The following is a 25,708-nucleotide window of genomic DNA, read 5'->3' on the forward strand; positions in this document are numbered from 1 at the left end:
GCCCTTCCGCACACGGGCGGAAGGGCCGTCACGAGGCTCCTGCTTACCTGAGGTGGTCCGGCCCGAAGGCCTGCGGCAGCATCGCGGACAGCGGCAGGACGCCCTCGGGCGTATCCACCTGGAGTCCGGGGCCGCCGAACTCGAACAGCAGCTGGCGGCAGCGCCCGCACGGGACGAGGGTCTCGCCCTTGCCGTCGACGCACGTGAAGTGCGTCAGCCGTCCGCCGCCCGTGGCCTGGAGGGAGGAGACCAGGCCGCATTCGGCGCACAGGCCGAGCCCGTAGCTGGCGTTCTCCACGTTGCAGCCGACGACGGTGCGACCGTCGTCGACCAGCGCGGCGACGCCCACCGGGAAGCCCGAGTACGGGGCGTACGCGCGGGACATGGCGTCCCGCGCGGCCGTCCGCAAGGTCTCCCAGTCCACGCTCTGCGCCGTCGTCACTTGCCCTGGCCCTTGCGGTACGGCATACCGTCCGCCTTGGGCATCCGCAGGCGCTGAGCGGACAGCGCGAGCACCAGCAGCGTCGTCAGGTACGGGGCCGCGTCCACGAACTGGCTGGGCACCGCGTCGGTCAGCGCGTACCAGACGAACAGCAGCACGGCGAAGACCGCCGAGACACCGGCCGGGACGTAGCGCTTCTTGTAGACCTGCCAGGCCACGACCAGGACGAGCAGGATGGCGATGAGCAGCAGCATCGCGTGGACGTTCTCGGCACCGCCGCGCAGCTTGAGGCTGTCGGTGAAGCCGAAGAGGCCGGCGCCCAGCGCCATGCCGCCCGGCATCCAGTTGCCGAAGATCATCGCGGCGAGGCCGATGTAGCCGCGGCCGCCGGTCTGGCCCTCCTGGTAGATCGGGCTGGCCACGATCGACAGGAACGCGCCGCCCAGGCCCGCGAGGGCGCCCGAGACGATCACGGCGATGTACTTGTACTTGTAGACGTTGACGCCGAGCGATTCGGCGGCGACGGGGTTCTCGCCGCAGGAGCGCAGCCGCAGGCCGAAGGTGGTCCGCCACAGCACCCACCAGGTGCCGGGGATCAGCAGCAGCGCGAGGACCGTCAGCAGCGACAGGCTGGTGACCAGACCGCCGACGACGCCCGCGAGGTCGGAGACGAAGAACCAGTGCTTGCCCTGGAGGGTGCTCATCCAGTCCGAGAGCCCCGGCACGGTGATCTCGTAGATCGGCTCGACGCGCGGGGACTGCTTGGAGGAGCCGCCGGGCGCCTCGGCGAAGGTGAAGTTCGACAGGTACTGGGTGAAGCCCAGCGCCAGGATGTTGATGGCCACACCGGAGACGATGTGGTTGACGTTGAAGGTGACCGTGATGATCGCGTGCAGCAGGCCGCCGATGGCGCCGCCGATCAGGCCGGCGATGACGCCGGTCCAGGGGCCCCACTGATAGCCGGCCCAGGCACCGAACCAGGTACCGAGGATCATCATGCCTTCGAGGCCGATGTTGACGACGCCCGCGCGCTCGGCCCACAGGCCGCCGAGGCCGGCGAGGCCGATCGGCACGGCGAGGGAGAGCGCGCCGGAGACCTGGCCGATCGAGGTCAGGTCGTCGGCACCGCTGATCACGCGGACCAGCGAGACGAGCGCGAGGCCGCCCGCGATGATCAGCATGATCCACGGAAGGGTGAGCTTCTTGCGGCCGCCCTGCTTCTTGGGGGCGGCGCTCGTCGCGGAAACGGTACTGGTGCTCACGCCGCGACCTCCTTGTCGGTCTTGATGGCACCGCCGGCGGCGAGTTCCTCGCCGACCTTCTGCTGCTGGCGCCGGATCCCGTAGCGGCGGACGAGCTCGTAGGACACGACGACCGCGATCACGATCAGGCCCTTCATGATCGTGCCGATTTCCTTGGCGTACCCGGCCTGGTCGAGCGAGGCCGAGGCCTTGTCGATGAAGGCCATCAGGAACGCGGCGAAGAAGATGCCGACCGGGCTGTTGCGTCCGAGCAGCGCGATGGTGATGCCGGTGAAGCCGACGCCGGCCGGGAAGGACAGGTTGTACGTGTGGGTCTCGCCCAGCAGCTGCGGCATGCCGGAGAGGCCGGCGACCGCGCCCGAGATGAGCATCGAGGTGATGATCATCTTCTTGGCGTCCACACCGGAGGCCTGCGCCGCGGACTCGCTGGCTCCGGTGGCGCGCAGGTCGAAGCCGAAGCGGGTCCGGTTCAGCCCGAACCAGTAGACGATGCCCAGCGCGAAGGCGACGAACGTGAAGCCGTAGATCTCCAGGCCGTTGCCGAGCGAGACGGCCGGGAACCAGCCGGACGAGGCGATCTCGCCGGTGGTCAGGTCGTTCGAGCCCGCGGGCTGGACGCCGAGGTTCTTCGGCAGGATCAGCCAGGCGATCAGGCTGGTCGCGATGGCGTTCAGCATGATCGTGGAGACGACCTCGCTGACTCCGCGCTTGGCCTTCAGGATGCCGGCGACGCCGGCCCAGAAGGCACCGGTCAGCATGGCGACGACCACGATCAGCAGGATGTGCAGCGGACCGGGCAGGGCCACGGCCGCGCCGACCACCGCGGAGATCATCGCGGCGAGGCGGTACTGGCCGTCGACGCCGATGTTGAAGAGGTTCATCCGGAAGCCGATGGCCACGGCCAGGGCCGCCAGGTAGTAGGTGCCCGCCTGGTTCACGATGAGGACCTGGACGTCCTCGTAACCGGCGTTCTCCACCATCAGGCGCAGGGGTTCGATCGGGTTGATGCCCGTCGCGCCCAGCACGGCCATGGTCAGCGCGAAGGCGGTGACCAGCGCGAGCGCGGGTCCGGCGAAGCCGAGGAGCAGCCGGTCCTTGTCGAGTTTCTTCATCGGGCCTCGTCCTCCGGAGAGTCGGTACGGGCGTCCGTACCGGCGGCGGAGTGGTTGTCGGTGGCTTCCAGGTGCCCGGAGGCGGCGCCCGTCATGGCGGTGCCGAGCTCCTCCGGGGTGACGGTCGCGGGGTCCGCGTCGGCGACCAGACGGCCGCGGTAGATGACGCGCAGGGTGTCGGACAGGCCGATGAGCTCGTCCAGGTCGGCGGAGATCAGCAGGACGGCCAGGCCCTCGCGGCGGGCCTCGCGGATCGCGTCCCAGATCTGCGCCTGCGCGCCGACGTCCACACCGCGGGTGGGGTGGGCGGCGATGAGGAACTTCGGGTTGTGGCTCATCTCGCGGCCGACGATCAGCTTCTGCTGGTTGCCGCCGGAGAGCGAGGCCGCGGTGACCTCGATGCCGGGCGTGCGGACGTCGTACTCGCGCACGATCCGCTCGGTGTCCTGGCGTGCGGCCTTCGGGTCGAGGATGCCGCGCTTGGAGTTGGGGGCCTCGGTGACGTGGCCGAGGATGCGGTTCTCCCAGAGGGAGGACTCCAGCAGCAGACCGTGCCGGTGGCGGTCCTCGGGGATGTAGCCGATGCCGCCCTCGCGGCGCTTGCGCACCGGGGCCTTGGTGATGTCCTTGCCGTCGAGGGTGATGACGCCCGCGTCGGGGGTCAGCATGCCCATGAGGGCCTCGATGAGCTCGGTCTGGCCGTTGCCCTCGACGCCGGCGATGCCGAGGATCTCGCCCTTGTGGATCGTGAAGTCGATCCGGTCGAGCAGCAGGCGGCCGACGTCGGCGCCCGGGTCCTGCACCTTGTCGGTGAGGAGCATCAGGCGGGCCGAGGTGTCCTTGCCGACGCCGACGAGACCGGTCTCGAGAACCGTCAGGTCCTTGACCTCGAGCATCGGGGTGGCGGTCACCGTGGACTCGCGGGTCTCGGGCGACGGGAGTTCGGAGCCGACCATCAGCTCGGCGAGCTGCTTGGTCGTGGTGCTGCGCGGGTCGGCGGTGCCGACCGTCGTGCCGCGCCGGATGACGGTGATGTCGTCGGCGACCTTCAGGACCTCGCCCAGCTTGTGCGAGATGAAGATGACGGTCAGGCCCTCGGCCTTGAGCTCGCGCAGGTTGTCGAAGAGCGCGTCCACCTCCTGCGGCACGAGCACGGCGGTCGGCTCGTCGAGGATGAGGATCTTGGCGCCGCGGTAGAGGACCTTGAGGATCTCCACGCGCTGCCGGTCGGCGACACCGAGGTCTTCGACCAGGGCGTCGGGGCGCACGCCGAGGCCGTACGCGTCCGAGATCTCCTTGATCTTCTTGCGGGCCTTCGCGCCGATGCCGTAGAGCTTCTCGCCGCCGAGAACCACGTTCTCCAGGACGGTGAGGTTGTCGGCGAGCATGAAGTGCTGGTGCACCATGCCGATGCCGCGGGCGATGGCGTCGCCAGGGCTGTGGAAGGAGACCTGTTCCCCGTCGATGGCGATGGTGCCCTCGTCCGGCTTCTGCATGCCGTAGAGGATCTTCATCAGGGTCGACTTGCCGGCGCCGTTCTCACCGACGAGGGCGTGGACCGTGCCCTTGCGGACGGTGATCGCGATGTCCTTGTTGGCGACGACGCCGGGGAAGCGCTTGGTGATGCCGTGCAGTTCTACGGCGGGGGGCGGGCTGGACGCGTTGATGACGCACTCTCCTTGGCGCGGAAGGAGCGGAGGCAGGGGGGACAGGGCGGGGGAGAGAAAGTATCGCGTCCACGATGCTTCTACGCGCGTAGCACTGTCGGAAGTGAAAACTTGCGGCCAACCGGCCACAAGATCACATGAAACCACGTGACACGTATCGGGGCCCGGGAGCGATAGAGACCGCTTCCCGGACCCCGGAGTTCACGCTGACCGCAGGTCAGACGACGCCTTACGGCGTGGTCTTGACGGTGATCTTCTTGGCGATGATGTCGGCCTTGGCCTTCTCCACCGCGGCGATGACGTCCGCCATCTTCTTGTAATCGGGGTTGGAGTCGGCCAGGCCCACGCCGTTGGTGTCCAGGCCGTAGCGGACCTCGCCGCTCTCGGGCTTGCCGTCCTTGACCGACTTGATCAGGTTGTAGACGGACTGCGAGACCTGCTTGGTGACCGAGGTCAGGATGTGGTCCTTGTACTTCGCCAGACCGGCCTGGCTGTACTGGTCGGAGTCGACGCCGATGGCCCACTTGCCCTTGGCGGCGGCGGCCTCGATGGCACCGGAACCGGCCAGACCGGCGGCCGCGTAGACCACGTCGGCGCCCTGGTCGATCTGACCCTGCGCGGCGGCCTTGCCGAGGTCGGGCTTGGAGAAGCCGTCGTAGTTCGGCGGCTGGGTCAGGTACTGGACCAGGACCTTGGCGTTCGGGTTGGTCTCCTTGACGCCCTGGACGTAGCCCGCCTCGAACTTCTTGATCAGCGGGGTCTCGACACCGCCGATGAAGCCGATCGTGCCGGTCTTGCTCACCTTGGCGGCGGCGACGCCGGCCAGGTAGGAGCCCTGCTCCTCGTCGAAGACCAGGTTGGCGATGTTCTTCGCGGTCACCGAGGTGTCGTCGACGATGCCGAACGTGGTGTCCGGGAACTTCTCCGCGACCTTCTTGATGGCCGGGGCGTAGGCGAAGCCGACGCCGATGACCGGGTTGTTGCCCTTGCGGGCCAGCTCGGTGAGGCGCTGGACCTTGTCGGCCTCGCCCTCGCCATCGGTGGGCTCCGCCTCGGCGCCCTTGATCTGCAGATCCGTCTCGGCCTTCTTCAGGCCCTCATAAGCGGCGTCGTTGAACGACTGGTCTCCGCGACCGCCGACGTCGTACGCGATGGCAGCGCCGGCCTCCTTGGAGGAGGTGTCCGACGACTTCTTACCGCCACAGGCGGTGGCCGAGAGGGCCAGCGCCGCGGACGCGATGCCCACGGTGGCGATCCTGGTGATCCGGCGCAAGGGGAGGCTCCTTCAAAACCTGACCGAAGCGCCACGACCGGCGCTGGTTTCGCCGCGATCGTAACGCGCGTAGATGTCAGTTAAAGGCCCGTTCATGAGTCGTTATCGGATCGTCGTGAACCAGACAGTGACCGGCCGGTAACTCCCGACTCGCCCAGCCCTTGCGTACCAAGGGCTGGACGCTCCCGCCGGATCATCCGCCGATGCTGTAGGGATTTCTACGCCCCGGACGCCCCGGACGCCGCGGGCCTGGCGCGTCGCCCTTCGAGCGGCCTGCCGTCGAGCAGCACGGCGGCCGTGAAGAATTCCACGCCGACCCCGATCGCGGCCTCGTCCACATCGAAGTCGCCCCGGTGCAGGTCGCGCTTGGCCGTGTCGCCGGGGGTACGGACCCCAAGGCGCGCCATGGCTCCGGGCACGTGCTCCAGGTACCAGGAGAAGTCCTCGCCGCCGAGGCTCTGATCGGTGTCCTCGACCGAGTCGATGCCGCGCCGGGCGCTCATCGCCTCGCGCAGCAGTTCGGTGACCACCGGATCGTTGACGACCGGGGGGACCCCGCGGACGTAGGTGATCTCCGACTTGGCGCGGTGCATCGAGGCGATCTCGTCGATGACGGCGTGGATCTGGTCGGGGGCCTCGTGCCAGGAGTTCAGGTCCAGGCACCGAACGGTTCCGGACAGCTCCGCGTGCATCGGGATGACGTTGCAGGCGTGCCCGGCCTCGATCCGGCCCCAGGTGACCGACATGCCCGAACGGGCGTCCATCCGCCGGGCCAGGACGGCCGGCAGGTCGAGGGCGAGCCGGGCGGCCGCCGTCACGAGGTCGGTGGTCAGGTGCGGGCGGGCGGTGTGTCCGCCGGGGCCGCCGAGGGTGACCTCCAGCCGGTCGCAGGCCGAGGTGATGGGCCCGCTGCGCAGGCCGATGCGTCCGGCGTCGACGCGCGGGTCGCAGTGCACTGCGATGATCTTGCCGACGCCGTCCAGCACGCCGGAGTCGATGGCCTCGGTGGCGCCGCCCGGCAGGACCTCCTCGGCGGGCTGGAAGAGCAGCCGCACCGGCCGGGGCAGCAGCCCCTGGCGGTCGAGCTCCGCGAGGACGAGGCCGGCGCCGAGGACGACGGCGGTGTGCACGTCGTGGCCGCAGGCGTGGGCGCGGTCCGCAACCGTCGAGCGGTACGAGACGTGCGTCTTGGCATCCGGGATGGGCAGGGCGTCGATGTCCGCGCGCAGGGCCAGCATCGGCTGGACTCCGTCCCACGCTCCCACGTCGCAGATGAGCCCGGTGCCCGACTTCAGCACCTTCGGGCGCAGGCCCGCCTTCTCCAGCCGGGCCTTGATCGCCGCCGTGGTGCGGAACTCCTGGTGTCCTAGCTCGGGATGCATGTGCAAGTCCCGGCGGAAGGCGATCAGTTCGGCACGCAGGTGGTCCGGAAGCTTGCCGGGCAGCTCGGGCCGGTCGGGCGCGGCGGGCTGGGCGGTCTGGGACTCGCGGGACATCAACTGGTTCACCCGTTTAAGGGTAGGCGCACCCGTGGGTCAACTGGCCGGAGATCACCAAAAGTTCATGCCGTTAGGGGAAAGAAACCCGGCCTCTGGACGCATGACCGGATGTGCGCGGGGGTAAACTCGCGCGCTCATCCGGCCGCCGGAGCCGCCTGAGCAGGAAGTCTCTGCACATCGCGGGCCGTGTCGGTGACTCCGGCGAGGAAACCGCGGGCCCGCTCCGAGGTGGACGGCGTGAGCCAGCCCGGATCGACATCGCATACGGCCACCGTGACGCCCGTGCCGGTCAGGGCGTACGGCAGCGTGTGGACGACCGTGGACGGAAAGCTGACGATCGTACGGCCGACCGGGCCCCGACGGGCGATCAGCTCCAGTGGCAGGTCCGGGCGTACGATCTCCAGCCCGGTGGCCTCGCTCAGCGCGCGCAGCTTCCCCGGGGACTCCCGGCGGTGCGCGAAGTAGCGGGTGGCACCGTGCTCCAGGGCCAGGGCGCGCACCGCGTCCAGATAGCGGTCCGGATCGACCACGCCGGTCTCCACCAGCGAGGTCCCGACCAGGTCGGTGCCCTTGGTCAGGCGCGGCGGGCCGAAACGGGCCCGGGTCCAGGCGAAGTCGTTGAGCCGTACGGTCATCGTGCCGTGCGCGGTGACCGGCATCGAGCTGAACACCTCGACGCGGCGGCCGGTGGCGGCGGCCGGGGTGAACCTGCGCCGGGCGGTCGCCGAGACCGGCGCGTACGCCAGCTCGCGCAGCCGGCCCGGCAGTCCGCCGCCGCCGGCCCGGTGCCAGCGCACGAGGCGCTCGCCGCGGGCCGTACGGGCGACGAACTCCATGGTGGCGGTGCCGTCGTCCACGACGACGAGCTCCTCGGCACGGACCAGGGTGAGCAGGAGCTGCACGTAGCGGGAGAAGGGGTCCCCTATGACCACCCGCCGGGCCGCGCGCACGTCGCGCGCGAGCGCGGCGAGCGCCTTGACGGGCGCGAACCGGCCGCCGCGCGCCTCCTGCCACCGCACCTCGTGCCCCTCGTCCCGGGCCAGGGCCGCCATCCGGCGCAGCTGGCCCCGGGACATGGGGTCGGTGGGCGGGAGCACGACGATCCGGAGCCCCGCGACGTCGGGCCCGTCTCCGGCCGCGCGGCCGGTCCCCCGGTCGGGCTGGCTCGGGACGGCGGCGAGGAGCCCGCCGCGCCGCGCGTACGCCCACTCCAGGACGTTGAGGAGCTGGACCGGACTTTCGACGAAAGCCAGGGTGGGGGTGGGGGCTGAGGGGGTCACCACGAACTCCTCGTCAGAGGGCGGAGGGGAACGGCGCGTCGGGGGCCTCACACGGTGGCGAGTTCGCCCTGTACGCGGCGCAGCTTCTTCATCGGGCCGAGCTCGGAGGCGTAGACCCGCTTGACGCCGTCGCCCAGCGCGGTCTCGATGGTGCGGATGTCGCGGACCAGGCGCGTCAGGCCGCCGGGCTCGACGGAGGCCGCCTGGTCGGAGCCCCACATCGCGCGGTCGAGGGTGATGTGGCGCTCGACGAAGGAGGCGCCGAGCGCGACGGCGGCCAGGGTGGTCTGCAGGCCCGTCTCGTGGCCGGAGTAGCCGATGGGGACGTTCGGGTACTCGTCCCGCAGGGTGTTGATGACCCGCAGGTTGAGCTCCTCGGCCTTGGCGGGGTACGTCGAAGTGGCGTGGCAGAGCAGGATGTTGTCGCTGCCGAGCACCTCCACCGCGTGCCGGATCTGCTTCGGGGTGGACATGCCGGTGGAGAGGACGACGGTGCGGCCGGTGGCGCGCAGGGCGCGCAGCAGCTCGTCGTCGGTCAGCGACGCGGAGGCCACCTTGTGGGCGGGGACGTCGAACTCCTCCAGGAAGGCGACGGCCCCGGTGTCCCACGGGGAGGCGAACCAGTCGATGCCGCGCTTGGCGCAGTGCTCGTCGATGGCCCGGTACTCGGCCTCGCCGAACTCGACCTTGTGGCGGTAGTCGATGTAGGTCATCCGCCCCCAGGGGGTGTCGCGCTCGATGTCCCACTGGTCGCGCGGTGTGCAGATCTCCGGGGTGCGCTTCTGGAACTTCACGGCGTCGCAGCCGGCCTCGGCGGCGGCGTCGATGAGGGCGAAGGCGTTGCCGAGGTCGCCGTTGTGGTTGATGCCGATCTCGCCGACGACGTAGACGGGGTGGCCGGGGCCGGCGGTGCGCGAGCCGAAGGCGCGGAGGCGGGGGGCGGGGGTGACCGTCATGGCAGGGCTGTCCTTCGGTGCGGGAGGAGAGGTGAGTACGGGTACGAGCGCGCGGGCGCGGGCCAGGTCGTGGGGGTCGTCGATCTCCAGCACCCGGGCGGGGTCGGTGGCGACGGGTACGGTCCGCCCGAAGAAGCGGTGGCGGGCGGTGCGGAAGCCGGCGGCGTTCATGGCGTAGGCGGCGCCGGTCTCCAGCAGGTCCTGGGGACGGTCCTGGCGGCGGGGGCGGTACGAGGTGTCGTGGTTGACCCCGGCCCCGGAGCCGTCGGGGGACGTCCGCCAGAGGAAGCCGTGGAAGGGGGCCGCGGTGAGCGCGCAGTCGGCGGCGCCGGAGGCGACGGCGGCGGCGACCGACTCGACGTCGCAGGCGGTGACGAAGGGGCTGGTGCACTGGACGAGGAGGACCACGTCGACGGTGACCGAGTGCAGCTCCTCGAAGGCGTCGAGCGCGTGCAGCAGGGCGGCCTCGCTGGTGGCGGTGTCCCCGGAGATCCGGGCGGGCCGCCGCAGCACCACGGCCCCGGCTCCCCTGGCCGCGGCGCCGATCGCCTCGGAGTCGGTGGACACGAGGACGTCGGTGACGCTGCCGGCCCCCAGGCAGGCCCGTACGGCCCGCACCACGAGCGGTACCCCGCCGACGTCGGCCAGGTTCTTCCCCGGCACCCCCTTGGAGCCCCCGCGGGCGGGGATCACCGCCAACACCCTTGGCGTGCACGGGCGTTCCGCGAGGGCGAGCCCGGCCCGTGCCGGGCGGGCGCTCACAGCTCCCCCAGGCGGCGGATCGCCGGAGCGACGCGCTGGACGCCGTGGCGGTAGGCCCCCCGGGCGGCTTCGCGCAGGTGGGCGCGGAGCCTTCGGCGCAGCCGCGACTCCTCCTTGTCCGGGCGGAGCGCTCCGGGCGACGGGCGTCCGTCGGGGCCGAGATGGTGCCGGGCCAGGATCCCGGGCAGGTAGCCGGGGGCGGTGGCCTGCGTGTAGTAGGGGGCGATGGGCGGGAGTCGATCGCGCCCGGACAGCTCCGACAGCTCCGAGAGGCGCGCCCGGGCGGCGGCGTAGGCGTCCCCGCCGGCGGTGTCCGGGCCAGGAGCCGCGGCGGGGTCCAGGGCGGGGGCCACGCCCTGTGCCGCCAGCCAGTCCGGGTCCCCCTTCGGCAACAGCCCCGCGTCGAGCTGGGTCCAGGAGGCCAGGCAGCCCGAGCCGAGGAAGTGGTGGTTGCCCAGGGTCTCGCGGACGCCGAGGTCGGTGAGGACGGCCGTCGGGATGCCGCGGTGCAGGGATTCCAGGGCGGCCGTGGAGGAGACGGTGACCAGCAGGTCCGTCGCGTCCAGGACCTCGCCCATGTTCCCGTACACCAGGCGGCAGTTGGCGGGCAGTCCGTCCGGCAGCCGCTGCGCCAGGCGCTGGTAGGGGAGCTCCTCCAGGTGGGTGGTGTGCTCCCCCGGGCGGCTGCGCAGTTTGACCAGCACCTCGCGCTCCGGGTGCAGCCTGGCGTGCTCCGCGGCCCGCCGCAGCAGGTACGAGCGGTCCGCGCGGGACTGCGGCACGGACGGCTGGACCGCGAAGACGACCCGGTGGGTCCGGTCGCCGACGGGCGAGTACGGCGCCCCGTCGAGGAACGGCAGCGCCGTCTCCACGACGGCGTCCGCGTCCGCCCCCACGCCCTCGTACACGGCGCGGAACCGCTTGGCGTCGTGGCGGGAGTTGGCGAGGACGAGGTCGGCCCCGTGCCGCAGCAGCAGCCCGTCGGCGAGCTTCTCGTACACGACGCCGACGTAGCCGGTGACGAACACGGGGCGGGCGCCCGGCTCGGGCCACAGGGCGCGGGCCCCGTGCAGGACGGCCGCCACCGCGCCGCCGACCAGCGCGAGGACGACCACGTCGTAGCGCTCGCGCTCCAGTTCCGCGAGGAACTCGGCGCAGGTCACCTCGGTGAGCCGGTCCGCCTGGACCCCGACCTCGCCGAGCTGGCGCGCGGTGGGCGTGGCCCGGCCGCGCAGCAGGTATCCGGTCAGGTGGGCGGAGCCGGGCTCCGGGGCGAGGCGGCGCGCGGTGAGCGCGCCCCATTTCCAACGGGTGTCGGAATCGGCGAGTACGGCCACACGGAGGACGGCGCTTCGGTTCGCGCGGTTGCTTGCTGGCACGCGGCCGAAGCTATTCCGCCTTTTCGGTGATCGGCCCAACGAGCGCACAACAGCGGATTAACAACGCGTCGACGAAATGCGAAAGCGTCCGGGTTAACGCGCCCGCCGCGCGTCGTTCACACGGAATACTCGCCCGGGCCACGGTGAATGACGAACGGCGCCCTAATGTCTCGCGGGTGCTCAAGCTCTCAGTTGTCGTGCCGTTCTACAACGTGCAGACATACGCGCCGGATGCCCTGAAAAGTCTCGAACTCAACGCCCGGGGCGATTTCGAGTTCCTGCTCGTCGACGACGGCTCGACGGACGGGACGACCGCGCTCCTGGAGCGGGCGGCGCGCGAGCTGCCCGGCGCCGTACACCTCAGACACGAACGCAACGCCGGCCTGGCGACGGCCCGGAACACGGGCCTGGACGCGGCCCGCGGCGAGTACATCGCCTTCCTGGACGGGGACGACTGGCTGGCGCCGGGCCACCTGGCCCGCACGCTCGCCGCCATCGAGGCCCTGAGCTGCGATTTCGTCCGTACCGACCATGTCCGCTGCACGGGCAGGGCGCGCAGCGTGCAGCGCGTCCCCTACGGCCCGGAGTCGGTCGTGGCCGATCCGCGCACCGGGATCCTGCCCGCCGGCCGCACGACCTCGGTGGACTATCCGTACGCCTGGGCGGGGATGTACCACCGGCGGCTGCTGGACCGCGGGCTGCTGCACTTCACGGACGGTCTGCGGACGGCGGAGGACCGGCCGTGGATCTGGCGGCTGCACCGGGAGGCGGAGTCCTTCGCGCCGGTCGGGCTGCCCGGGATCTTCTACCGCCAGGGAGTTTCCACCTCGCTGACACAAATCGGGGACGAGCGCCGGCTCGATTTCGTTCACGCATTCGACCAGGTGCTGGCGGAAACGGCTGCCGACCGGGAATTCGATCTCCTTCTCCCGAAAGCCGTTCGAACATATTGCGCGATCATCGCGCATCACGTCGGGTCCATCGAAAGGTTCCAACCGGCCGTGGCCAAGAAACTCCGTTCGATGAGCGCGGCCGCGCTCGGCCGAATGCCGCAGGACGTCCTGGACCATGCCCTGGACTCGATGGACGCCGACCGCGCCACCCTGCTCCGCCGGCTGCGCCGCCGCGCTTCCGGCGCCTCCGCCGCCCCCGTGGCGACCCCCGCCGGGGTGAGGGCATGAGCGCGGGCGTCACCCAGATCTTCCTGGCCTCCACCCTCTACGGCACGGCCACCCTCGCCGCCGCCCTCGACGCGGACTGCTTCCCGCCCGCCGGCCGCCGGATCCTGCTGACCAGCAACCACTCCGTCACCGCCGAGATCGCGCCCGCGCTGACCGCCATGCCCGGCTTCGCCGCCCTGCGCACCCGCTTCGACGAGGTGCTCGACTGGAACGCCGTCATCGCCCCGCAGCACCCCAGCACCTGGGCCCCGCGCCCCGACGACGTCCCGCTGTGGGAGCGGCAGTTGCGCGCCTCCTGGGGCCTGGGCTCCGACCGGGTCGAGCTGATCGTGGAATCGCTGCAGGTCCCGCCCGCGCAGAGCCTGTGCCGGCTGTTCCCCGGGGCGGCCATAGAGGTCTACGCCGACGGGCTGATGAGCTACGGGCCCACCCGCTTCCGCCTCGACCCGCAGCTCGGGATGCGCGTACGGCGGGTGCTGCACCTGGACCTCGTACCGGGCCTGGAGCCGCTGCTGCTCACCGAGTTCGGCGTACGGGCCGAGACGATCCCGGCCGCGGCCTTCCTCAAGGTCGTCAAGGTCCTCGCCGAGCTCGACGCTCCGGTCCTCCCCGAGCCGGTGGACGAGGCCCCCGCGCTCCTGCTCGGCCAGTACCTCTCCGCGCTCGACCTCATGCCGGCCCGCGAGGAGGAGGAGCTGCACGTGGCGATGGTCCGGGGCGCGCACGCGCTGGGCCACCGCGAGCTGGTCTTCAAACCGCACCCCAGCGCCCCCGCCGCATACTCGCGCCGGGCGCGGGAGGAGGCCGACCGGCTCGGCGTCCGGCTCACCGTGCTCGGCGCCCCGGTGCTCGCCGAGACCCTCTACGAGCGGCTGCGCCCGGCGCTGGTCGTCGGCTGCTTCTCCACCGGACTGCTGACCGCGGCCACCCTGTACGGGCTCCCGGTCGCCCGGACCGGCACCGAGGCCTTGCTCGCGCGCCTGAACCCGTACCCGAACAGCAACCGGGTCCCCCTCGCCCTGGCCGACGCCCTGCTGCCGGACCTCGACGACGCGGCGGCCGTGCGCTCCTGGACCCCGCCGGGCCCGGAGCGGGCCGCGGCCGAGGCGGGCGGTCTGCTCACGGCGGTCGGCTTCACGATGCAGCCCAGGATCCTGGCGGCGCGCCGGGCGGAGGCCGAGCGCTGGCTGGCCGGGCAGCTGACCCCGCGCACCTGGCGCTACTTCACCCGCCGCCGGCTGACCGCCTTGGGCCTGCCTGGCGGCATCCCGTCCCAGATGTCCTTCCTGCCCCGCAGCCGCACGGCCCGCCGCGTGGCCCGGCTGCTGCGCAGGGCGGTCAGCTGACGGCGAGCTTGGCGGCGAAGCCCAGGAACAGGACTCCCGCCGCCGAGCTGGCCCCGGCCGAGAGCCGCTTGCGGCTGCGGAAGGCGGCCGCCAGACGGGTTCCGCCGAAGATCAGCGTGGTCAGGTACAGGAAGCTGCCGATCTGCAGCAGACCGCCCAGCAGCAGGAAGGACAGCGCCGGGTAGGCGTAGGAGGGGTCCACGAACTGCACGAAGAAGGACATCAGGAAGAGGATGGCCTTCGGGTTGAACACGCTGATCAGCAGCGCCCGCCGGTAGGGCCGCTCCACCTCGCCGCCGGCCCCGGCCGGCGCGGCCGGGGCCGCGTCCTGCGCCGCGGCCCGCTCGCGCCTCGATCGCCACATCGTCCACGCGCCCCGCAGCATGCCGATGGCGAGCCAGGTCAGGTATCCGGCACCGAGCAGTTTGACGACGCCGAAGAGCATCGGGCTGGTCTGGAGCAGGGCCCCGGCGCCGACAGCGGCGAGGGTCATGAGCACGGCGTCCCCGGTGAACACGCCGCAGGCGGCCTTGTACCCCTCGCGGACCCCGCCGCGCGCGGCGACGGACAGCGTGTAGAGCGAGTTCGGGCCCGGCAGCAATATGACCAGCACGAGGCCGGCGAGATACGTCGGTAGATCTGTGACACCCAGCATGTGCAGGAGTGTCCCATGAGGACGCACCTGTCGCGCCAGTGGGTTTCACAGGGTGGGCACGGAACCCCGCCCAGGCATCACCCCTGGTCACGGGCGGTCACCAGGTGGAATCAGCGGGCACGTACGTCCCCCACACCTCCCGCAGCGCACCGCACACCTCCCCCACCGTGGCCCGCCTCCGCAGCGCCTCCCGGATCGGGTACAGCACGTTCCCGGTGCCCCCCGCCGTCTCGCGGACCGCCGCCAGCGCCGCGGCCACGGCCGCCCCGTCGCGCCCCGCCCGCAGCGCTGCCAGCGCCGCCCGCTGCCGGTCCTCGATCGCCGGATCCACCCGCAGCGGCTCGTACGGCTCCTCCTGTGCCAGCGCGAACCGGTTGACCCCGACCACCACCCGCTCGCCGCTCTCGGTCTCCCGCGCGATGCGGTAGGCGTTCTTCTCGATCTCCCCCTTCTGGAAGCCCGCCTCGATCGCGGCGACCGCCCCGCCGAGCTCCTCGACCCGCCGCATCAGGGCGAGCGCCGCCTCCTCCACGTCGTCCGTCATGCGCTCCACCGCGTAGGACCCCGCGAAGGGGTCGACGGTGTGCGGCACATCCGTCTCGTACGCCAGCACCTGCTGGGTCCGCAGCGCGAGCCGGGCCGACTTCTCGGTGGGCAGCGCGATCGCCTCGTCGAAGGAGTTGGTGTGCAGCGACTGGGTGCCGCCCAGCACGGCGGCGAGCCCTTGCACGGCCACCCGTACGAGATTCAGCTCCGGCTGCTGCGCCGTCAGCTGCACCCCCGCGGTCTGGGTGTGGAAGCGCAGCATCAGCGACTTCGGGTCCCGGGCCCCGAACTCCTCGCGCATGACGCGGGCCCAGATCCGCCGGGCCGCCCGGAACTTGGCGACCTCCTCCAGGAGGGTGGTGCGGGCGACGAAGAAGAACGACAGCCGGGGCGCGAACTCGTCGACCCCCATCCCGGCGGCCAGCGCGGTGCGCACGTACGCGATGGCGTCGGCGAGCGTGAAGGCGATCTCCTGCACGGGCGAGGCCCCGGCCTCGGCCATGTGGTAGCCGGAGATGGAGATGGTGTTCCACTTGGGCATCTCCGCCCGGCAGTAGCGGAAGGTGTCGGCCGTCAACCGGAGCGAGGGGCCGGGCGGGAAGATGTACGTCCCCCGTGCGATGTACTCCTTCAGCACGTCGTTCTGGACCGTGCCGGTCAGCAGGCCGGCCTCGATCCCCCGCTCCTCGGCGACCAGCTGGTAGAGCAGGAGCAGCAGCGCGGCCGGCGCGTTGATGGTCATCGACGTGGAGACCCGGTCGAGCGGGATCCCGTCGAACAGCACCCGCATGTCCTCGACCGAGTCGATCGCGACGCCCACCTTGCCGACCTCGCCGTGCGCGAGCGGGGCGTCGGAGTCGTGGCCCATCTGGGTGGGCAGGTCGAAGGCCACGGACAGGCCGGCGGCGCCGCTTTCGATGAGCTGGCGGTAGCGGGCGTTGGACTCGGTCGCGGTGCCGAAGCCCGCGTACTGGCGCATGGTCCAGGGGCGTGCGGTGTACATCGTGGGGTAGACACCCCGTGTGTACGGGTACGCCCCGGGTTCGCCCAGTTCGTTGGCCGGGTTCCAGTCCGTCAGATCGCCCGGCCGGTAGACCGGCTCGATGGGGATGCCGCTCTCGGTGTGCCGGTCCATGTGCCGCGCTCCTTCGTAGCTCCGAGGGGCCCGGGGCTGATAAAACGTCCCCGCGACGGCCGCTGGTCACAATGGCGCAACATCGCGGCCTTCCATGCAACTCTCCACGCCTGCCAGGCATCACCTAGATACACACGTAGAGAAATCGGGGGACCGCAATGCACCGCCAGAAAGTCATAGTCCGCGCACTGGGCCTGGCCACCGCCGTCGCACTCGCCGCGACCGCCTGCGGTCCGCAGAAGTCGGAAGCCACTGGCTCCGGTTCCTCCGCGCCCGCGTCGCCCACGGCGGTCGCCTCTCCCGAGACCTCGCCGTCCACGGACGCCAAGCCCGGCGACGCCTCCCCGTCCCCGTCCGCTTCGGCGTCCCCCTCGGCCTCCGCCTCGCCGTCGCCGACGGTGAAGCAGGTCATGGCCAACGGCGACGACAGCGAGCAGGTGCGCGAACTGCAGGCCCGGCTGCGCCAGCTCAAGCTGATGACGGTCGCGCCGACCGGCTTCTACGGTTCGAAGACGACCGCCGCGGTCAAGTCCTTCCAGTCGAAGAACAAGCTGACCGCCACCGGCGGCGTGGACGAGCCCACCTGGAAGAAGATCCAGAGCCTCACCAAGAAGCCGACCGCCGACGAGCTGCGCCCGCCGGCCGTCAACGAGGCCGACGCGCCCGACCCGCGCTGCATGACGGGCCGCGTCATGTGCATCAGCAAGGAGAGCCGCACCCTCGCCTGGATGATCGACGGCAAGGTCGTCTCCACCCTGGACGTCCGCTTCGGCTCGGAGAACACCCCGACCCGCGAGGGCGAGTTCAAGGTGGAGTGGAAGGCCAAGGACTGGACGTCGACGATCTACCACACGCCGATGCCGTACTCGATGTTCTTCAGCCGCGGCCAGGCCGTGCACTACTCGGCGGACTTCGCCGCCCGGGGTTACGCCGGCGCCTCGCACGGCTGCGTGAACGTCCGGGACAAGGGCAAGCTGGCGGCGCTGTTCGACGCGGTCCAGGTCGGCGACAAGGTCGTCGTCTACTGGTGAGCCGCGGGTGGGCCGTCTGCCGGCGGGTCGTCCGCCGGCCTCTCGGCGGCGAGTCGGACGTTGAGGGCGCGGGCGGGATCGGGGGAACGAATCCCGCCCGCGCCGGTTGCGCAGAGCCCAGGGGTACGGGGGGAACCCCTGCTCATGCGCGGCCGATGACCAGTCGGCTCGTTATGTACTGCGCCGTCGGTTCGAAAAGTGTTACAGCCGCGTCGGGGTCTCTTTCAGGACAATGTCCGATACCCGATCCCCGGGCCGGCCGGGCCGCTCTCAGCGGGCTCCGCCCGACCCCACTGACGCGTCGGTGAGCGGCCGGGACGGTTCCAGCGTCGTCATCGGCGATTTGCGTCCCGACGAGACGGGCGATTCTTCCTTCGTACCGCCGCTCGGGATTTCGTCGAGCACCACCTGGCAGTAGCGCGGGATCCTCAGGAGCCCGCTGGCCAGGCTCACGAGCTTCTCCCGGCTGTCGTTGTCGAGCCGGCCCGCCCGGAAGTCCTTGCAGAGCGCCACCGACCGGATCCGGTTCGCCGATTCCTTCTCCGCGGCGTCCTCGGTGCCGCCCGCGGCGAAGCGGTCCCTGCCCTCCCGGTCGCCCGTGGAGCCGGTCCCGCCGGTGGAGCCGCCCGTGGAAGGTCCCGTGGTGGCCGCGCCGCTCGCCCCGGTCGAGCCGCCGCCGGGCGCCGTCGTCGTACGTTCCTCCGCGCCCGGGGTGTTTCCCGGATCCGGGCTGGTCCCGCGGCTCTCGCCGGCGCGCGGCGGGGTGGTCGGCCCGGGCCGCGGGACCGACTTCGGGTCCGCGCCGCCCGAGCCCGCCGGGGAGAACCCGGTGGTCACCGACACGGCCGGGAGCCGGCCCGCGCTCTCGTGGGTGTCCCGGTCCAGCAGGCCGGCTCCTGCGGCGGCCGCGAGGCCGCCCACGGCGACGCTCGCCAGGGCGGCGGCGAGGGCGAAGCGGGCCGGACGGGCCCGCCGGGAAGCGGAAGCGTGATCTGCGGCGGGGCCGGAGCCCGGTCCCGCGCGGTGGCCAGGGGATCCGGCGCCGGCCGGCCGGCCGAGCTCGACGAGCGTGTCGCCCTCGGCGAACGCCTCGGCTCCCACGGCCCGGCCCTGGGGCACGTCGCCGCGCGCCGCGCGGAAGGCCGCCACGGCGGCGGCCTCTCCGGGCAGCTCCCCGGCGACCGTCGGCGGCGCCTCGGCCAGTGCGTCGAGGGCAGCGCGCAGCCGCTCGGCCCGCGCTCGGGCATGGTGCTCGGCGCCAGGTGCGGCCGGTTCGCCGCGCAGCAGTCTGTCCGCCGCGGCTTTGTCCAGCCACCTGTCGCGCTCGTCGGCCATCACATGTCCTTCTGCGTCCGCCAACGTGAATGCGTCACACCGGTTTGTTCTACGAGTCCCCCACCATGGGCGCGCTGCGCCGGGACGGCGTCGAGATCCCTCTCGCCCCCTGCGCCCCGTGCCTGGCCACCGCCATTATCGCCGAGGCCGCGCCCCGATCCGGAGCCGATGTCGGAGTCGGGCTCGAAACCGCCCTCCGCGCCGAGCAGCTCGGCCAGTTTCTTCAGGCCCCGGTGCGCGGCGGTGCGTACCGCGCCGGGCCGCTTGCCCAGGGTCTCGGCCGCGCTCTTGGCGTCCAGGCCGACGACGACCCGCAGGACGACGGCTTCCGCCTGGTCCTGCGGGAGCTGGGCTATGAGTTCCATCGTGCGGCAGGTGGAGAGGGACTCCATGGCTTCGACGGCGGTGTCGGACTCGGCGGCGTGGCCCGTCAGCTCGGTCTCGTCGCCGCCGACGGCCGGGCGCCGGCCGCGCATCCGGATGTGGTCGAGGGCGCGGTTGCGGGCGATCCGGGCGGCCCAGCCGCGGAAGCGGTCGGCGTCGCCGGTGAAGGAGTCGAGGTCGCGGGCGATCTGCAGCCAGGCCTCGGAGGTGACGTCCTCCGCGTCGCCGTCGCCGACGAGGGTGCGGACGTATCCGAGCAGGCGTGGGTGCACGGCGCGGTACACAGTACGGAACGCGTTCTCGTCGCCGTCTTGTGCCGCGAGCACCGCGGTGGTCAGCTCCGCGTCGTCCCCCAGCAAAGTCCCCAACCCGTTCACTGTCCTGTATGTGTGGCGCAAATCAGCACGTTACGGGTTTCAAGCACCTTCGTCCACGAGTTGTACAACGAGCAACCAACCCTGCGCGGAGCGAGGTGTGACACAAAACGCACCGCGGGCGCTGACAGGGGTACGGGCTTGTCGCACGAGTCCGTGACGGATGGCGGCCGGGGCCTCTCCTGTGGGGGGTGGCGGCCTCGGTCGCCCTCCCCTTTCCGGCCGGTCCCCCTGCCGCCCTCGCAGCCATCATGCCCGGCAGCCCGCTCGCGCCGCAGGCGGGCCCCACATGCGACCTTGTCATCCTTTCGGCTCACTTCCGGGTGAAAACCCGGGATGGGTACGACACACTCCGCCCCACGTCGATAGCGTGGCGGGACACCCGCGCCACGCCACGAGGAGCCCCCCGCTGTCCAGCCACCTTCCGGCACAGGCCCGCGGAGGCTCCGACCCTTCCCGCGGCTCAGGGCTCGCGCGCTTCAACGCCCTGTCCCCCGAAGCCGCCCACTCCGTCCTGCTGCACTGCTGCGGCAGCCGGCGCTGGGCCCACCGGGTGGCCGCCCACCGCCCCTACCCCGACCACGGCACGCTGCTCGCCGCCGCGGACGAGGCCTCGTACGACCTCTCCCAGGCGGATCTCTCCGAGGCGCTGGCCTGCGAGTTCCCGCCGGAGCTGGAGCAGGGGGCCTCGTACGCCGCCCTGCTGGCGCTGGACGCGGCCCACTCGGAGTACGAGCGGACCTTCGGCCACGCCTTCGTGATCTGCCTCGACGGGCACACCCCGGAGGAGCAGGCGGACGAACTGCTGGCCGCGATCCGTCGGCGGATGCACCTGGAGGTGGACGAGGAGCGCGCGATCTCCGCGGACGAGCTCCGTCGTGTCGCGCAGGCCCGGCTGGCCGATCTGACACGCTGGCTGACCTCGACAGATGGTGTGTCCGCTGTCGAATTCGGGCTATTCGCCCCTGTGGGATAGTCCGTCCGTGCCTGTTTGATCACACCGATGGCCCCCGCGCGAGGGAACCGACAAAGCGTCGCTACGATGTCCGGGGCCGGAGGACCGTACCCGGCCGGGCCCGACCGACAAAGAAGCCGGCTGGCCCCCGCCCCGCTTCCGGAGGGTTTTCCGTGCCGGCTGGAACGTTGTACCGCGGCCGGGAAGGAATGTGGTCCTGGGTGGCTCATCGAGTCACCGGCGTCCTCATCTTCTTCTTCCTGTTCGTACACGTCCTCGACACCGCTCTCGTACGCGTCTCTCCCGAGGCGTACGACGATGTCGTGGCTACCTACAAGACTCCGATCGTCGCGCTGATGGAGTACGGCCTCGTCGCCGCCATCCTGTTCCACGCGCTCAACGGTCTCCGTGTCATCGCCGTGGACTTCTGGTCCAAGGGCCCGCGCTACCAGAAGCAGATGCTCTGGTCCGTCGTGGGCATCTGGGTCGTACTGATGGCCATGGCCTTGTACCCCGTACTGGGGCACGCGTACCTCGAACTGTTCGGGAAGTGACACGCATGTCTTCTGACACTTCTCCCGCCAACATGACCAAGGCCGTCGGCGACGTCGAGGCCGTCTCCCTGTACGACGTCGACAACCCGGCGCCGTTCATCGAGGCACCGCGCAAGCGCACGAGCAAGACCCCGCGCTCGACCCGCGGCAACTTCGAGATGGCCGCATGGCTCTTCATGCGCCTCTCGGGCATCGTGCTCGTCGTCCTGGTCATCGGCCACCTGCTGATCCAGCTCGTTCTGGACGGCGGCGTCTCCAAGGTCGGCTTCGCCTTCGTGGCCGGCCGCTGGGCCTCCCCGTTCTGGCAGGGCTGGGACCTGCTGATGCTGTGGCTCGCGATGCTCCACGGCGCGAACGGTCTGCGTACCGTCATCAACGACTACGCGGAGCGCGCCAACACGCGGCTGTGGCTCAAGGGCCTGCTCTACACCGCCACCGTGTTCACCATTCTTCTGGGCACGCTGGTGATCTTCACCTTCGACCCGAACATCCGCTAGGCAACGGGGCTGAGGCGAAACCAATGAAGATCCACAAGTACGACACCGTCATCGTCGGCGCGGGTGGCGCGGGCATGCGCGCCGCCATCGAATCGACGAAGCGCAGCCGCACCGCCGTGCTGACGAAGCTCTACCCCACCCGCTCCCACACGGGCGCCGCGCAGGGCGGCATGGCCGCCGCGCTCGCCAACGTGGAGGACGACAACTGGGAGTGGCACACCTTCGACACGGTCAAGGGCGGTGACTACCTGGTCGACCAGGACGCCGCCGAGATCCTGGCGAAGGAGGCCATCGACGCGGTCCTCGACCTGGAGAAGATGGGCCTGCCGTTCAACCGCACCCCGGACGGCACCATCGACCAGCGCCGCTTCGGCGGCCACTCCCGCAACCACGGCGAGGCGCCGGTCCGCCGGTCCTGCTACGCCGCGGACCGCACCGGTCACATGATCCTCCAGACGCTGTACCAGAACTGCGTCAAGGAGGGCGTGGAGTTCTTCAACGAGTTCTACGTCCTGGACCAGCTCCTGGTCGAAGAGGACGGCGTCAAGAAGTCGGCCGGCGTGGTCGCGTACGAGCTCGCCACCGGCGAGATCCACGTGTTCCAGGCGAAGTCCGTCATCTACGCCTCCGGCGGCACCGGCAAGTTCTTCAAGGTGACCTCCAACGCGCACACCCTCACGGGTGACGGCCAGGCGGCCTGCTACCGCCGCGGCCTGCCGCTCGAGGACATGGAGTTCTTCCAGTTCCACCCGACGGGCATCTGGCGCATGGGCATCCTGCTGACGGAGGGCGCCCGCGGTGAGGGCGGCATCCTCCGCAACAAGGACGGCGAGCGCTTCATGGAGAAGTACGCGCCGGTCATGAAGGACCTCGCGTCCCGTGACGTCGTCTCGCGCTCCATCTACACCGAGATCCGCGAGGGCCGCGGCTGCGGTCCCGCCGGCGACCACGTGTACCTGGACCTGACGCACCTTCCGCCGGAGCAGCTCGACGCGAAGCTCCCGGACATCACCGAGTTCGCGCGCACCTACCTCGGTATCGAGCCGTACACGGACCCGATCCCGATCCAGCCCACCGCGCACTACGCCATGGGCGGCATCCCGACCAACGTCGAGGGTGAGGTCCTCATGGACAACACCACCGTCGTCCCCGGCCTGTACGCGGCCGGCGAGGTCGCGTGCGTGTCGGTGCACGGCGCGAACCGCCTGGGCACCAACTCGCTGCTGGACATCAACGTCTTCGGCAAGCGCTCGGGCATCGCGGCCGCGGCCTACGCCCACGCGAACGACTACGTCGAGCTGCCCGAGAACCCGGCGCAGCAGGTCATCGACCTGGTCGAGCACCTGCGTGCCTCCACGGGCAACGAGCGGGTCGCCGACCTGCGCCTGGAGCTCCAGGAGACGATGGACGCCTGCGTGATGGTGTTCCGCACCGAGCAGACCATCAAGACCGCGGTCGAGAAGATCGCGGAGCTGCGCGCGCGCTACAAGAACGTGTCCGTCCAGGACAAGGGCAAGCGCTTCAACACGGACCTGCTGGAGGCCATCGAGCTGGGCAACCTGCTCGACTTGGCCGAGGTCATGGCCGTGTCCGCGCTGGCGCGCAAGGAGTCCCGCGGCGGTCACTACCGCGAGGACTACCCGAACCGCGACGACGTCAACTTCATGCGCCACACCATGGCGTACCGCGAGGTCGTCGGCGACGGCGAGAACGCCACGGACACTGTCCGCCTGGACTACAAGCCCGTCGTCGTCACCCGCTACCAGCCGATGGAGCGTAAGTACTGATGGCCACCCCCACCCTGTCCAAGACGGACGAGATGGAGGCCGCGGCCGCGGCCTCGCCGTTCATCACGGTCACGTTCCGGATCCGCCGCTTCAACCCCGAGATCTCGGACGAGTCGCAGTGGCAGGACTTCCAGATCGAGATCGACCCGAAGGAGCGCGTGCTCGACGGTCTCCACAAGATCAAGTGGGACCTCGACGGCACGCTGACCTTCCGTCGCTCGTGCGCGCACGGCATCTGCGGCTCCGACGCGATGCGGATCAACGGCAAGAACAGGCTCGCCTGCAAGACGCTGATCAAGGACATCAACCCGGAGAAGCCGATCACGGTCGAGGCCATCAAGGGCCTGACGGTGATGAAGGACCTCGTCGTCGACATGGAGCCCTTCTTCCAGGCGTACCGGGACGTCATGCCGTTCCTGGTCACCAAGGGCAACGAGCCGACGCGCGAGCGCCTGCAGTCCGCCGAGGACCGCGAGCGCTTCGACGACACCACCAAGTGCATCCTGTGCGCCGCGTGCACGTCCTCGTGCCCGGTGTTCTGGAACGACGGCCAGTACTTCGGCCCGGCGGCGATCGTCAACGCGCACCGCTTCATCTTCGACTCGCGTGACGAGGCCGGCGAGCAGCGGCTGGAGATCCTGAACGACAAGGACGGCGTGTGGCGCTGCCGCACGACCTTCAACTGCACCGACGCGTGCCCGCGCGGCATCGAGGTCACGAAGGCGATCCAGGAAGTGAAGCGGGCCCTCATCACCCGCCGCTTCTGATCACCTCGCAGGTGTGACGCGTACGAGGGCCCCGTCCCCGGATCCGTTCCGGGGGCGGGGCCCTCGCCGTGTCAGGCCCGTCAGGCCCGGCAGCGGTCCGCGATCGCCAGCCTCGGCACCAGCCGCTCCAGCAGCGTCCGCCGGGTCTCGGCGCTCTGCCCGAGCTCGCCGAAGCCGTACGAGGTCCAGTACGCGCGGTACCGGCCCTGGGGGCCGCCGTCGGACCAGGTGGCGTCGTTGCCCACGCTGGCGACCCCGACGAACAGGTCGAGTACGCGCCGCCGCCGCAGTGCGCCCAGTTCTGCGGGGCGTCGATGGGGTAGAAGCGCACCTGGTCGGTGGTCAGCCGCAGATAGCTGCCGGATTCCGTTGTGTCCGGCTGGGCGTCGCCGCTGTCTTCCCCTCCGATCCAGTACTCGGCGCACAGCCCCCACTGCGGCAGCTCGCGCACGGCGGGCGGTGCGGAGTCGTCCACGCAGAGCCGCAGCTTGTTGCGCCAGCCGCGGACGGCGGCCAGGGAGTGGAACTGGTGCTGGCGCAGGACGTGGCCGGCGAAGCGGTCGGAGTACGTGCCGGTGCGGCGCTCGGCCTCGGTCAGCGGGTACACCTCGCGGTGGGCCTGCCTGAACGGCTGGGTGACACCGAGCGCTTCGAGGCGCTCGCGCACGGCGGCCACCTCGGCCGGCTCCCGGCCGATCGGGTGCCAGAGCAGCACCTCGGCCTCGGCGGTGACGCACAGCGGGTCGCCCTCGATGGTGCGGAGGTCGGTGCCGTCGTACACGGCAGGGACGCCGGCGACCGTCCAGACCAGGCGACGGGCGAGGGTGCCGACCAGCGGGTGGTCGAGGTACCGCTCGCGCCAGGCCCCGTACGCCCAGGTACGGCGGGCGAGGAACTGCCGGTCGAGGCGCTCCGCCCGGGCGGAGAGCATCTTGTCGATGTCCTTGACGGCGGCCTTCAGCTCCTTGAGCTCCTCGGCGTGGTCCTGGCGGACGGCGGCGGGGACGGTCTTGACCGCCTTGCCGGCGGCGTCGCGCCAGGACAGCACCGCCTTGGATCCGCGGACCTCCAGCAGGGCGGCGGCCTCCCCGAAGGTGAACTCGGCGCGCCCGACCCCGGTGGGCCCGGCCGCGTCCAATCCGGCCGCGTCCAATCCATACGTGGGCACGGCGAGCTCCTCGACCTCCTCGCGGCTCAGCCCGAGCGCCTCGGCGCGCGCCGCCAGGGCCGTGTCGACGACCTTGAGGGTGCCCTTGAAGGTCACCCGGGTCGACAGCCGGGAAGCCGTTGCGCCCGAAGGCGGCGAGCGCCGCCTCGGTCTGCGCCTGCGGGTCCACCGGGCCCTCTCCCCCGGCCGGGCGCACCAGGCGACCGCCCCCGCCGTCCCGGAATCGGACTCGGCGGCTTCGCGGAATATCCGCCGCCGGATCAACTCGCGCAGCGCGAGCCGCTCTTCGGCGATGTCCATGCCCCAGCCGTCGCCACGGCCCCCGGTGGTCGTCTCGTCGACGAACTTCACGCTTCCCACG

General features: G+C 71.2%; 22 protein-coding genes and 1 pseudogene. 8 read left to right on the top strand and 15 right to left on the bottom strand.

Going from position 1 to position 25,708, the window contains the following annotated elements; genetic code table 11:
• Positions 1 to 43: 43 nt before the first annotated feature.
• From J7F03_RS01225 to J7F03_RS01265, 10 genes and pseudogenes are all read right to left on the bottom strand, one after another.
• Positions 44 to 442: a cytidine deaminase gene (locus J7F03_RS01225; RefSeq protein ID WP_214946729.1), complete on the bottom strand. Its 399-nt coding sequence runs from the start codon at positions 440 to 442 to the stop codon at positions 44 to 46.
• Positions 439 to 1,704, bottom strand: coding sequence for an ABC transporter permease (locus J7F03_RS01230; protein ID WP_214946730.1), 1,266 nt, complete (start codon positions 1,702 to 1,704; stop codon positions 439 to 441). Before J7F03_RS01230 ends, J7F03_RS01225 begins: the two co-directional genes overlap by 4 nt.
• Positions 1,701 to 2,816, bottom strand: a complete 1,116-nt coding sequence (locus J7F03_RS01235; RefSeq protein ID WP_214946731.1) for an ABC transporter permease — start codon at positions 2,814 to 2,816, stop codon at positions 1,701 to 1,703. Before J7F03_RS01235 ends, J7F03_RS01230 begins: the two co-directional genes overlap by 4 nt.
• Positions 2,813 to 4,483 carry an ABC transporter ATP-binding protein gene (locus J7F03_RS01240; RefSeq protein ID WP_308378952.1) on the bottom strand — a complete coding sequence of 557 codons (1,671 nt, stop codon included), beginning with the start codon at positions 4,481 to 4,483 and terminating at the stop codon, positions 2,813 to 2,815. The genes J7F03_RS01235 and J7F03_RS01240 overlap by 4 nt, the downstream gene beginning before the upstream one ends.
• A 229-nt stretch (positions 4,484 to 4,712) precedes the next feature.
• Positions 4,713 to 5,756, bottom strand: coding sequence for a BMP family protein (locus J7F03_RS01245; RefSeq protein WP_214946732.1), 1,044 nt, complete (start codon positions 5,754 to 5,756; stop codon positions 4,713 to 4,715).
• A 218-nt stretch (positions 5,757 to 5,974) separates the two neighbouring features.
• The gene (locus J7F03_RS01250) at positions 5,975 to 7,252 is read right to left on the bottom strand and encodes an amidohydrolase (RefSeq protein WP_214946979.1); all 1,278 of its coding nucleotides are present in this window, start codon (positions 7,250 to 7,252) and stop codon (positions 5,975 to 5,977) included.
• Between the two features lie 137 nt (positions 7,253 to 7,389).
• Complete coding sequence (locus J7F03_RS01255) at positions 7,390 to 8,535, bottom strand: hypothetical protein (RefSeq protein ID WP_214946733.1); 1,146 nt, start codon at positions 8,533 to 8,535, stop codon at positions 7,390 to 7,392.
• 47 nt (positions 8,536 to 8,582) lie between these two features.
• A complete protein-coding gene (locus J7F03_RS40665; RefSeq protein WP_251071272.1) occupies positions 8,583 to 9,491 on the bottom strand; it encodes an N-acetylneuraminate synthase family protein in 909 nt (302 codons plus the stop codon).
• A gap of 345 nt (positions 9,492 to 9,836) precedes the next feature.
• Positions 9,837 to 10,253 (bottom strand): annotated as a pseudogene (locus J7F03_RS40670) (cytidylyltransferase domain-containing protein); the annotation flags it as partial.
• Positions 10,250 to 11,632, bottom strand: a complete 1,383-nt coding sequence (locus J7F03_RS01265) for a DUF6716 putative glycosyltransferase (protein WP_214946735.1) — start codon at positions 11,630 to 11,632, stop codon at positions 10,250 to 10,252. The gene J7F03_RS01265 and the pseudogene J7F03_RS40670, both read right to left, overlap by 4 nt.
• Before the next feature lie 176 nt (positions 11,633 to 11,808).
• Here J7F03_RS01265 and J7F03_RS01270 point away from each other — a divergent pair, with 176 nt between their 5' ends.
• Together J7F03_RS01270 and J7F03_RS01275 are read left to right on the top strand one after the other, a co-directional pair.
• Positions 11,809 to 12,813 (top strand): glycosyltransferase family 2 protein, encoded by a 1,005-nt coding sequence (locus J7F03_RS01270; protein WP_214946736.1) that lies wholly within the window; start codon positions 11,809 to 11,811, stop codon positions 12,811 to 12,813.
• Positions 12,810 to 14,159, top strand: a complete 1,350-nt coding sequence (locus tag J7F03_RS01275; protein WP_214946737.1) for an alpha-2,8-polysialyltransferase family protein — start codon at positions 12,810 to 12,812, stop codon at positions 14,157 to 14,159. The genes J7F03_RS01270 and J7F03_RS01275 overlap by 4 nt, the downstream gene beginning before the upstream one ends.
• Here J7F03_RS01275 and leuE read toward each other — a convergent pair.
• Positions 14,152 to 14,814 (bottom strand): leucine efflux protein LeuE, encoded by a 663-nt coding sequence (gene leuE, locus J7F03_RS01280; RefSeq protein ID WP_214946738.1) that lies wholly within the window; start codon positions 14,812 to 14,814, stop codon positions 14,152 to 14,154. The genes J7F03_RS01275 and leuE overlap by 8 nt on opposite strands.
• A 97-nt stretch (positions 14,815 to 14,911) precedes the next feature.
• A complete protein-coding gene (locus tag J7F03_RS01285; RefSeq protein WP_214946739.1) occupies positions 14,912 to 16,495 on the bottom strand; it encodes a methylmalonyl-CoA mutase in 1,584 nt (527 codons plus the stop codon).
• Positions 16,496 to 16,653: 158 nt separating this feature from the next.
• Between J7F03_RS01285 and J7F03_RS01290 the strand changes: the two genes are divergently transcribed.
• On the top strand, positions 16,654 to 17,526 hold the full coding sequence (locus tag J7F03_RS01290; protein ID WP_214946740.1) for a L,D-transpeptidase family protein: 873 nt from the start codon (positions 16,654 to 16,656) through the stop codon (positions 17,524 to 17,526).
• A 270-nt stretch (positions 17,527 to 17,796) separates the two neighbouring features.
• Here the strand turns inward: J7F03_RS01290 and J7F03_RS01295 are convergent, their stop codons facing one another.
• Together J7F03_RS01295 and J7F03_RS01300 are read right to left on the bottom strand one after the other, a co-directional pair.
• A complete protein-coding gene (locus tag J7F03_RS01295) occupies positions 17,797 to 18,861 on the bottom strand; it encodes a hypothetical protein (protein ID WP_214946741.1) in 1,065 nt (354 codons plus the stop codon).
• Positions 18,861 to 19,604, bottom strand: coding sequence for an RNA polymerase sigma factor (locus J7F03_RS01300; protein ID WP_214946980.1), 744 nt, complete (start codon positions 19,602 to 19,604; stop codon positions 18,861 to 18,863). The genes J7F03_RS01295 and J7F03_RS01300 overlap by 1 nt, the downstream gene beginning before the upstream one ends.
• Before the next feature lie 385 nt (positions 19,605 to 19,989).
• Here J7F03_RS01300 and J7F03_RS01305 point away from each other — a divergent pair, with 385 nt between their 5' ends.
• The 5 genes from J7F03_RS01305 to J7F03_RS01325 all read left to right on the top strand — a co-directional run bounded on the left by J7F03_RS01305 (position 19,990) and on the right by J7F03_RS01325 (position 24,179).
• On the top strand, positions 19,990 to 20,595 hold the full coding sequence (locus tag J7F03_RS01305) for a 2-oxo-4-hydroxy-4-carboxy-5-ureidoimidazoline decarboxylase (protein WP_308378897.1): 606 nt from the start codon (positions 19,990 to 19,992) through the stop codon (positions 20,593 to 20,595).
• Between the two features lie 152 nt (positions 20,596 to 20,747).
• Positions 20,748 to 21,128: a succinate dehydrogenase, cytochrome b556 subunit gene (sdhC, locus tag J7F03_RS01310; protein WP_214946743.1), complete on the top strand. Its 381-nt coding sequence runs from the start codon at positions 20,748 to 20,750 to the stop codon at positions 21,126 to 21,128.
• A 5-nt stretch (positions 21,129 to 21,133) separates the two neighbouring features.
• Positions 21,134 to 21,625 carry a succinate dehydrogenase hydrophobic membrane anchor subunit gene (locus J7F03_RS01315; protein WP_214946744.1) on the top strand — a complete coding sequence of 164 codons (492 nt, stop codon included), beginning with the start codon at positions 21,134 to 21,136 and terminating at the stop codon, positions 21,623 to 21,625.
• Between the two features lie 23 nt (positions 21,626 to 21,648).
• Positions 21,649 to 23,412: a succinate dehydrogenase flavoprotein subunit gene (sdhA, locus tag J7F03_RS01320; protein ID WP_214946745.1), complete on the top strand. Its 1,764-nt coding sequence runs from the start codon at positions 21,649 to 21,651 to the stop codon at positions 23,410 to 23,412.
• A complete protein-coding gene (locus tag J7F03_RS01325; protein WP_214946746.1) occupies positions 23,412 to 24,179 on the top strand; it encodes a succinate dehydrogenase iron-sulfur subunit in 768 nt (255 codons plus the stop codon). Before sdhA ends, J7F03_RS01325 begins: the two co-directional genes overlap by 1 nt.
• Here J7F03_RS01325 and J7F03_RS01330 read toward each other — a convergent pair.
• Positions 24,163 to 25,707: a DUF4132 domain-containing protein gene (locus J7F03_RS01330; RefSeq protein ID WP_308378899.1), complete on the bottom strand. Its 1,545-nt coding sequence runs from the start codon at positions 25,705 to 25,707 to the stop codon at positions 24,163 to 24,165. The genes J7F03_RS01325 and J7F03_RS01330 overlap by 17 nt on opposite strands.
• Position 25,708: the final 1 nt, after the last annotated feature.

Origin of the sequence: Streptomyces sp. ISL-43, from assembly GCF_018614195.1 — a bacterium.
GTDB lineage: Bacteria > Actinomycetota > Actinomycetes > Streptomycetales > Streptomycetaceae > Streptomyces.

Bases quoted from the DNA above. Each gene is read 5' to 3' on its own strand.
- leuE (WP_214946738.1), bottom strand. From the start codon at position 14,814: ATGCTGGGTGTCACAGATCTACCGACGTATCTCGCCGGCCTCGTGCTG.
- J7F03_RS40665 (WP_251071272.1), bottom strand. From the start codon at position 9,491: ATGACGGTCACCCCCGCCCCCCGCCTCCGCGCCTTCGGCTCGCGCACC.
- J7F03_RS01325 (WP_214946746.1), top strand. From the start codon at position 23,412: ATGGCCACCCCCACCCTGTCCAAGACGGACGAGATGGAGGCCGCGGCC.
- J7F03_RS01315 (WP_214946744.1), top strand. From the start codon at position 21,134: ATGTCTTCTGACACTTCTCCCGCCAACATGACCAAGGCCGTCGGCGAC.
- J7F03_RS01275 (WP_214946737.1), top strand. From the start codon at position 12,810: ATGAGCGCGGGCGTCACCCAGATCTTCCTGGCCTCCACCCTCTACGGC.
- J7F03_RS01295 (WP_214946741.1), bottom strand. From the start codon at position 18,861: ATGGCCGACGAGCGCGACAGGTGGCTGGACAAAGCCGCGGCGGACAGA.
- J7F03_RS01250 (WP_214946979.1), bottom strand. From the start codon at position 7,252: ATGTCCCGCGAGTCCCAGACCGCCCAGCCCGCCGCGCCCGACCGGCCC.
- sdhA (WP_214946745.1), top strand. From the start codon at position 21,649: ATGAAGATCCACAAGTACGACACCGTCATCGTCGGCGCGGGTGGCGCG.
- J7F03_RS01235 (WP_214946731.1), bottom strand. From the start codon at position 2,816: ATGAAGAAACTCGACAAGGACCGGCTGCTCCTCGGCTTCGCCGGACCC.
- J7F03_RS01285 (WP_214946739.1), bottom strand. From the start codon at position 16,495: ATGGACCGGCACACCGAGAGCGGCATCCCCATCGAGCCGGTCTACCGG.
- J7F03_RS01290 (WP_214946740.1), top strand. From the start codon at position 16,654: ATGCACCGCCAGAAAGTCATAGTCCGCGCACTGGGCCTGGCCACCGCC.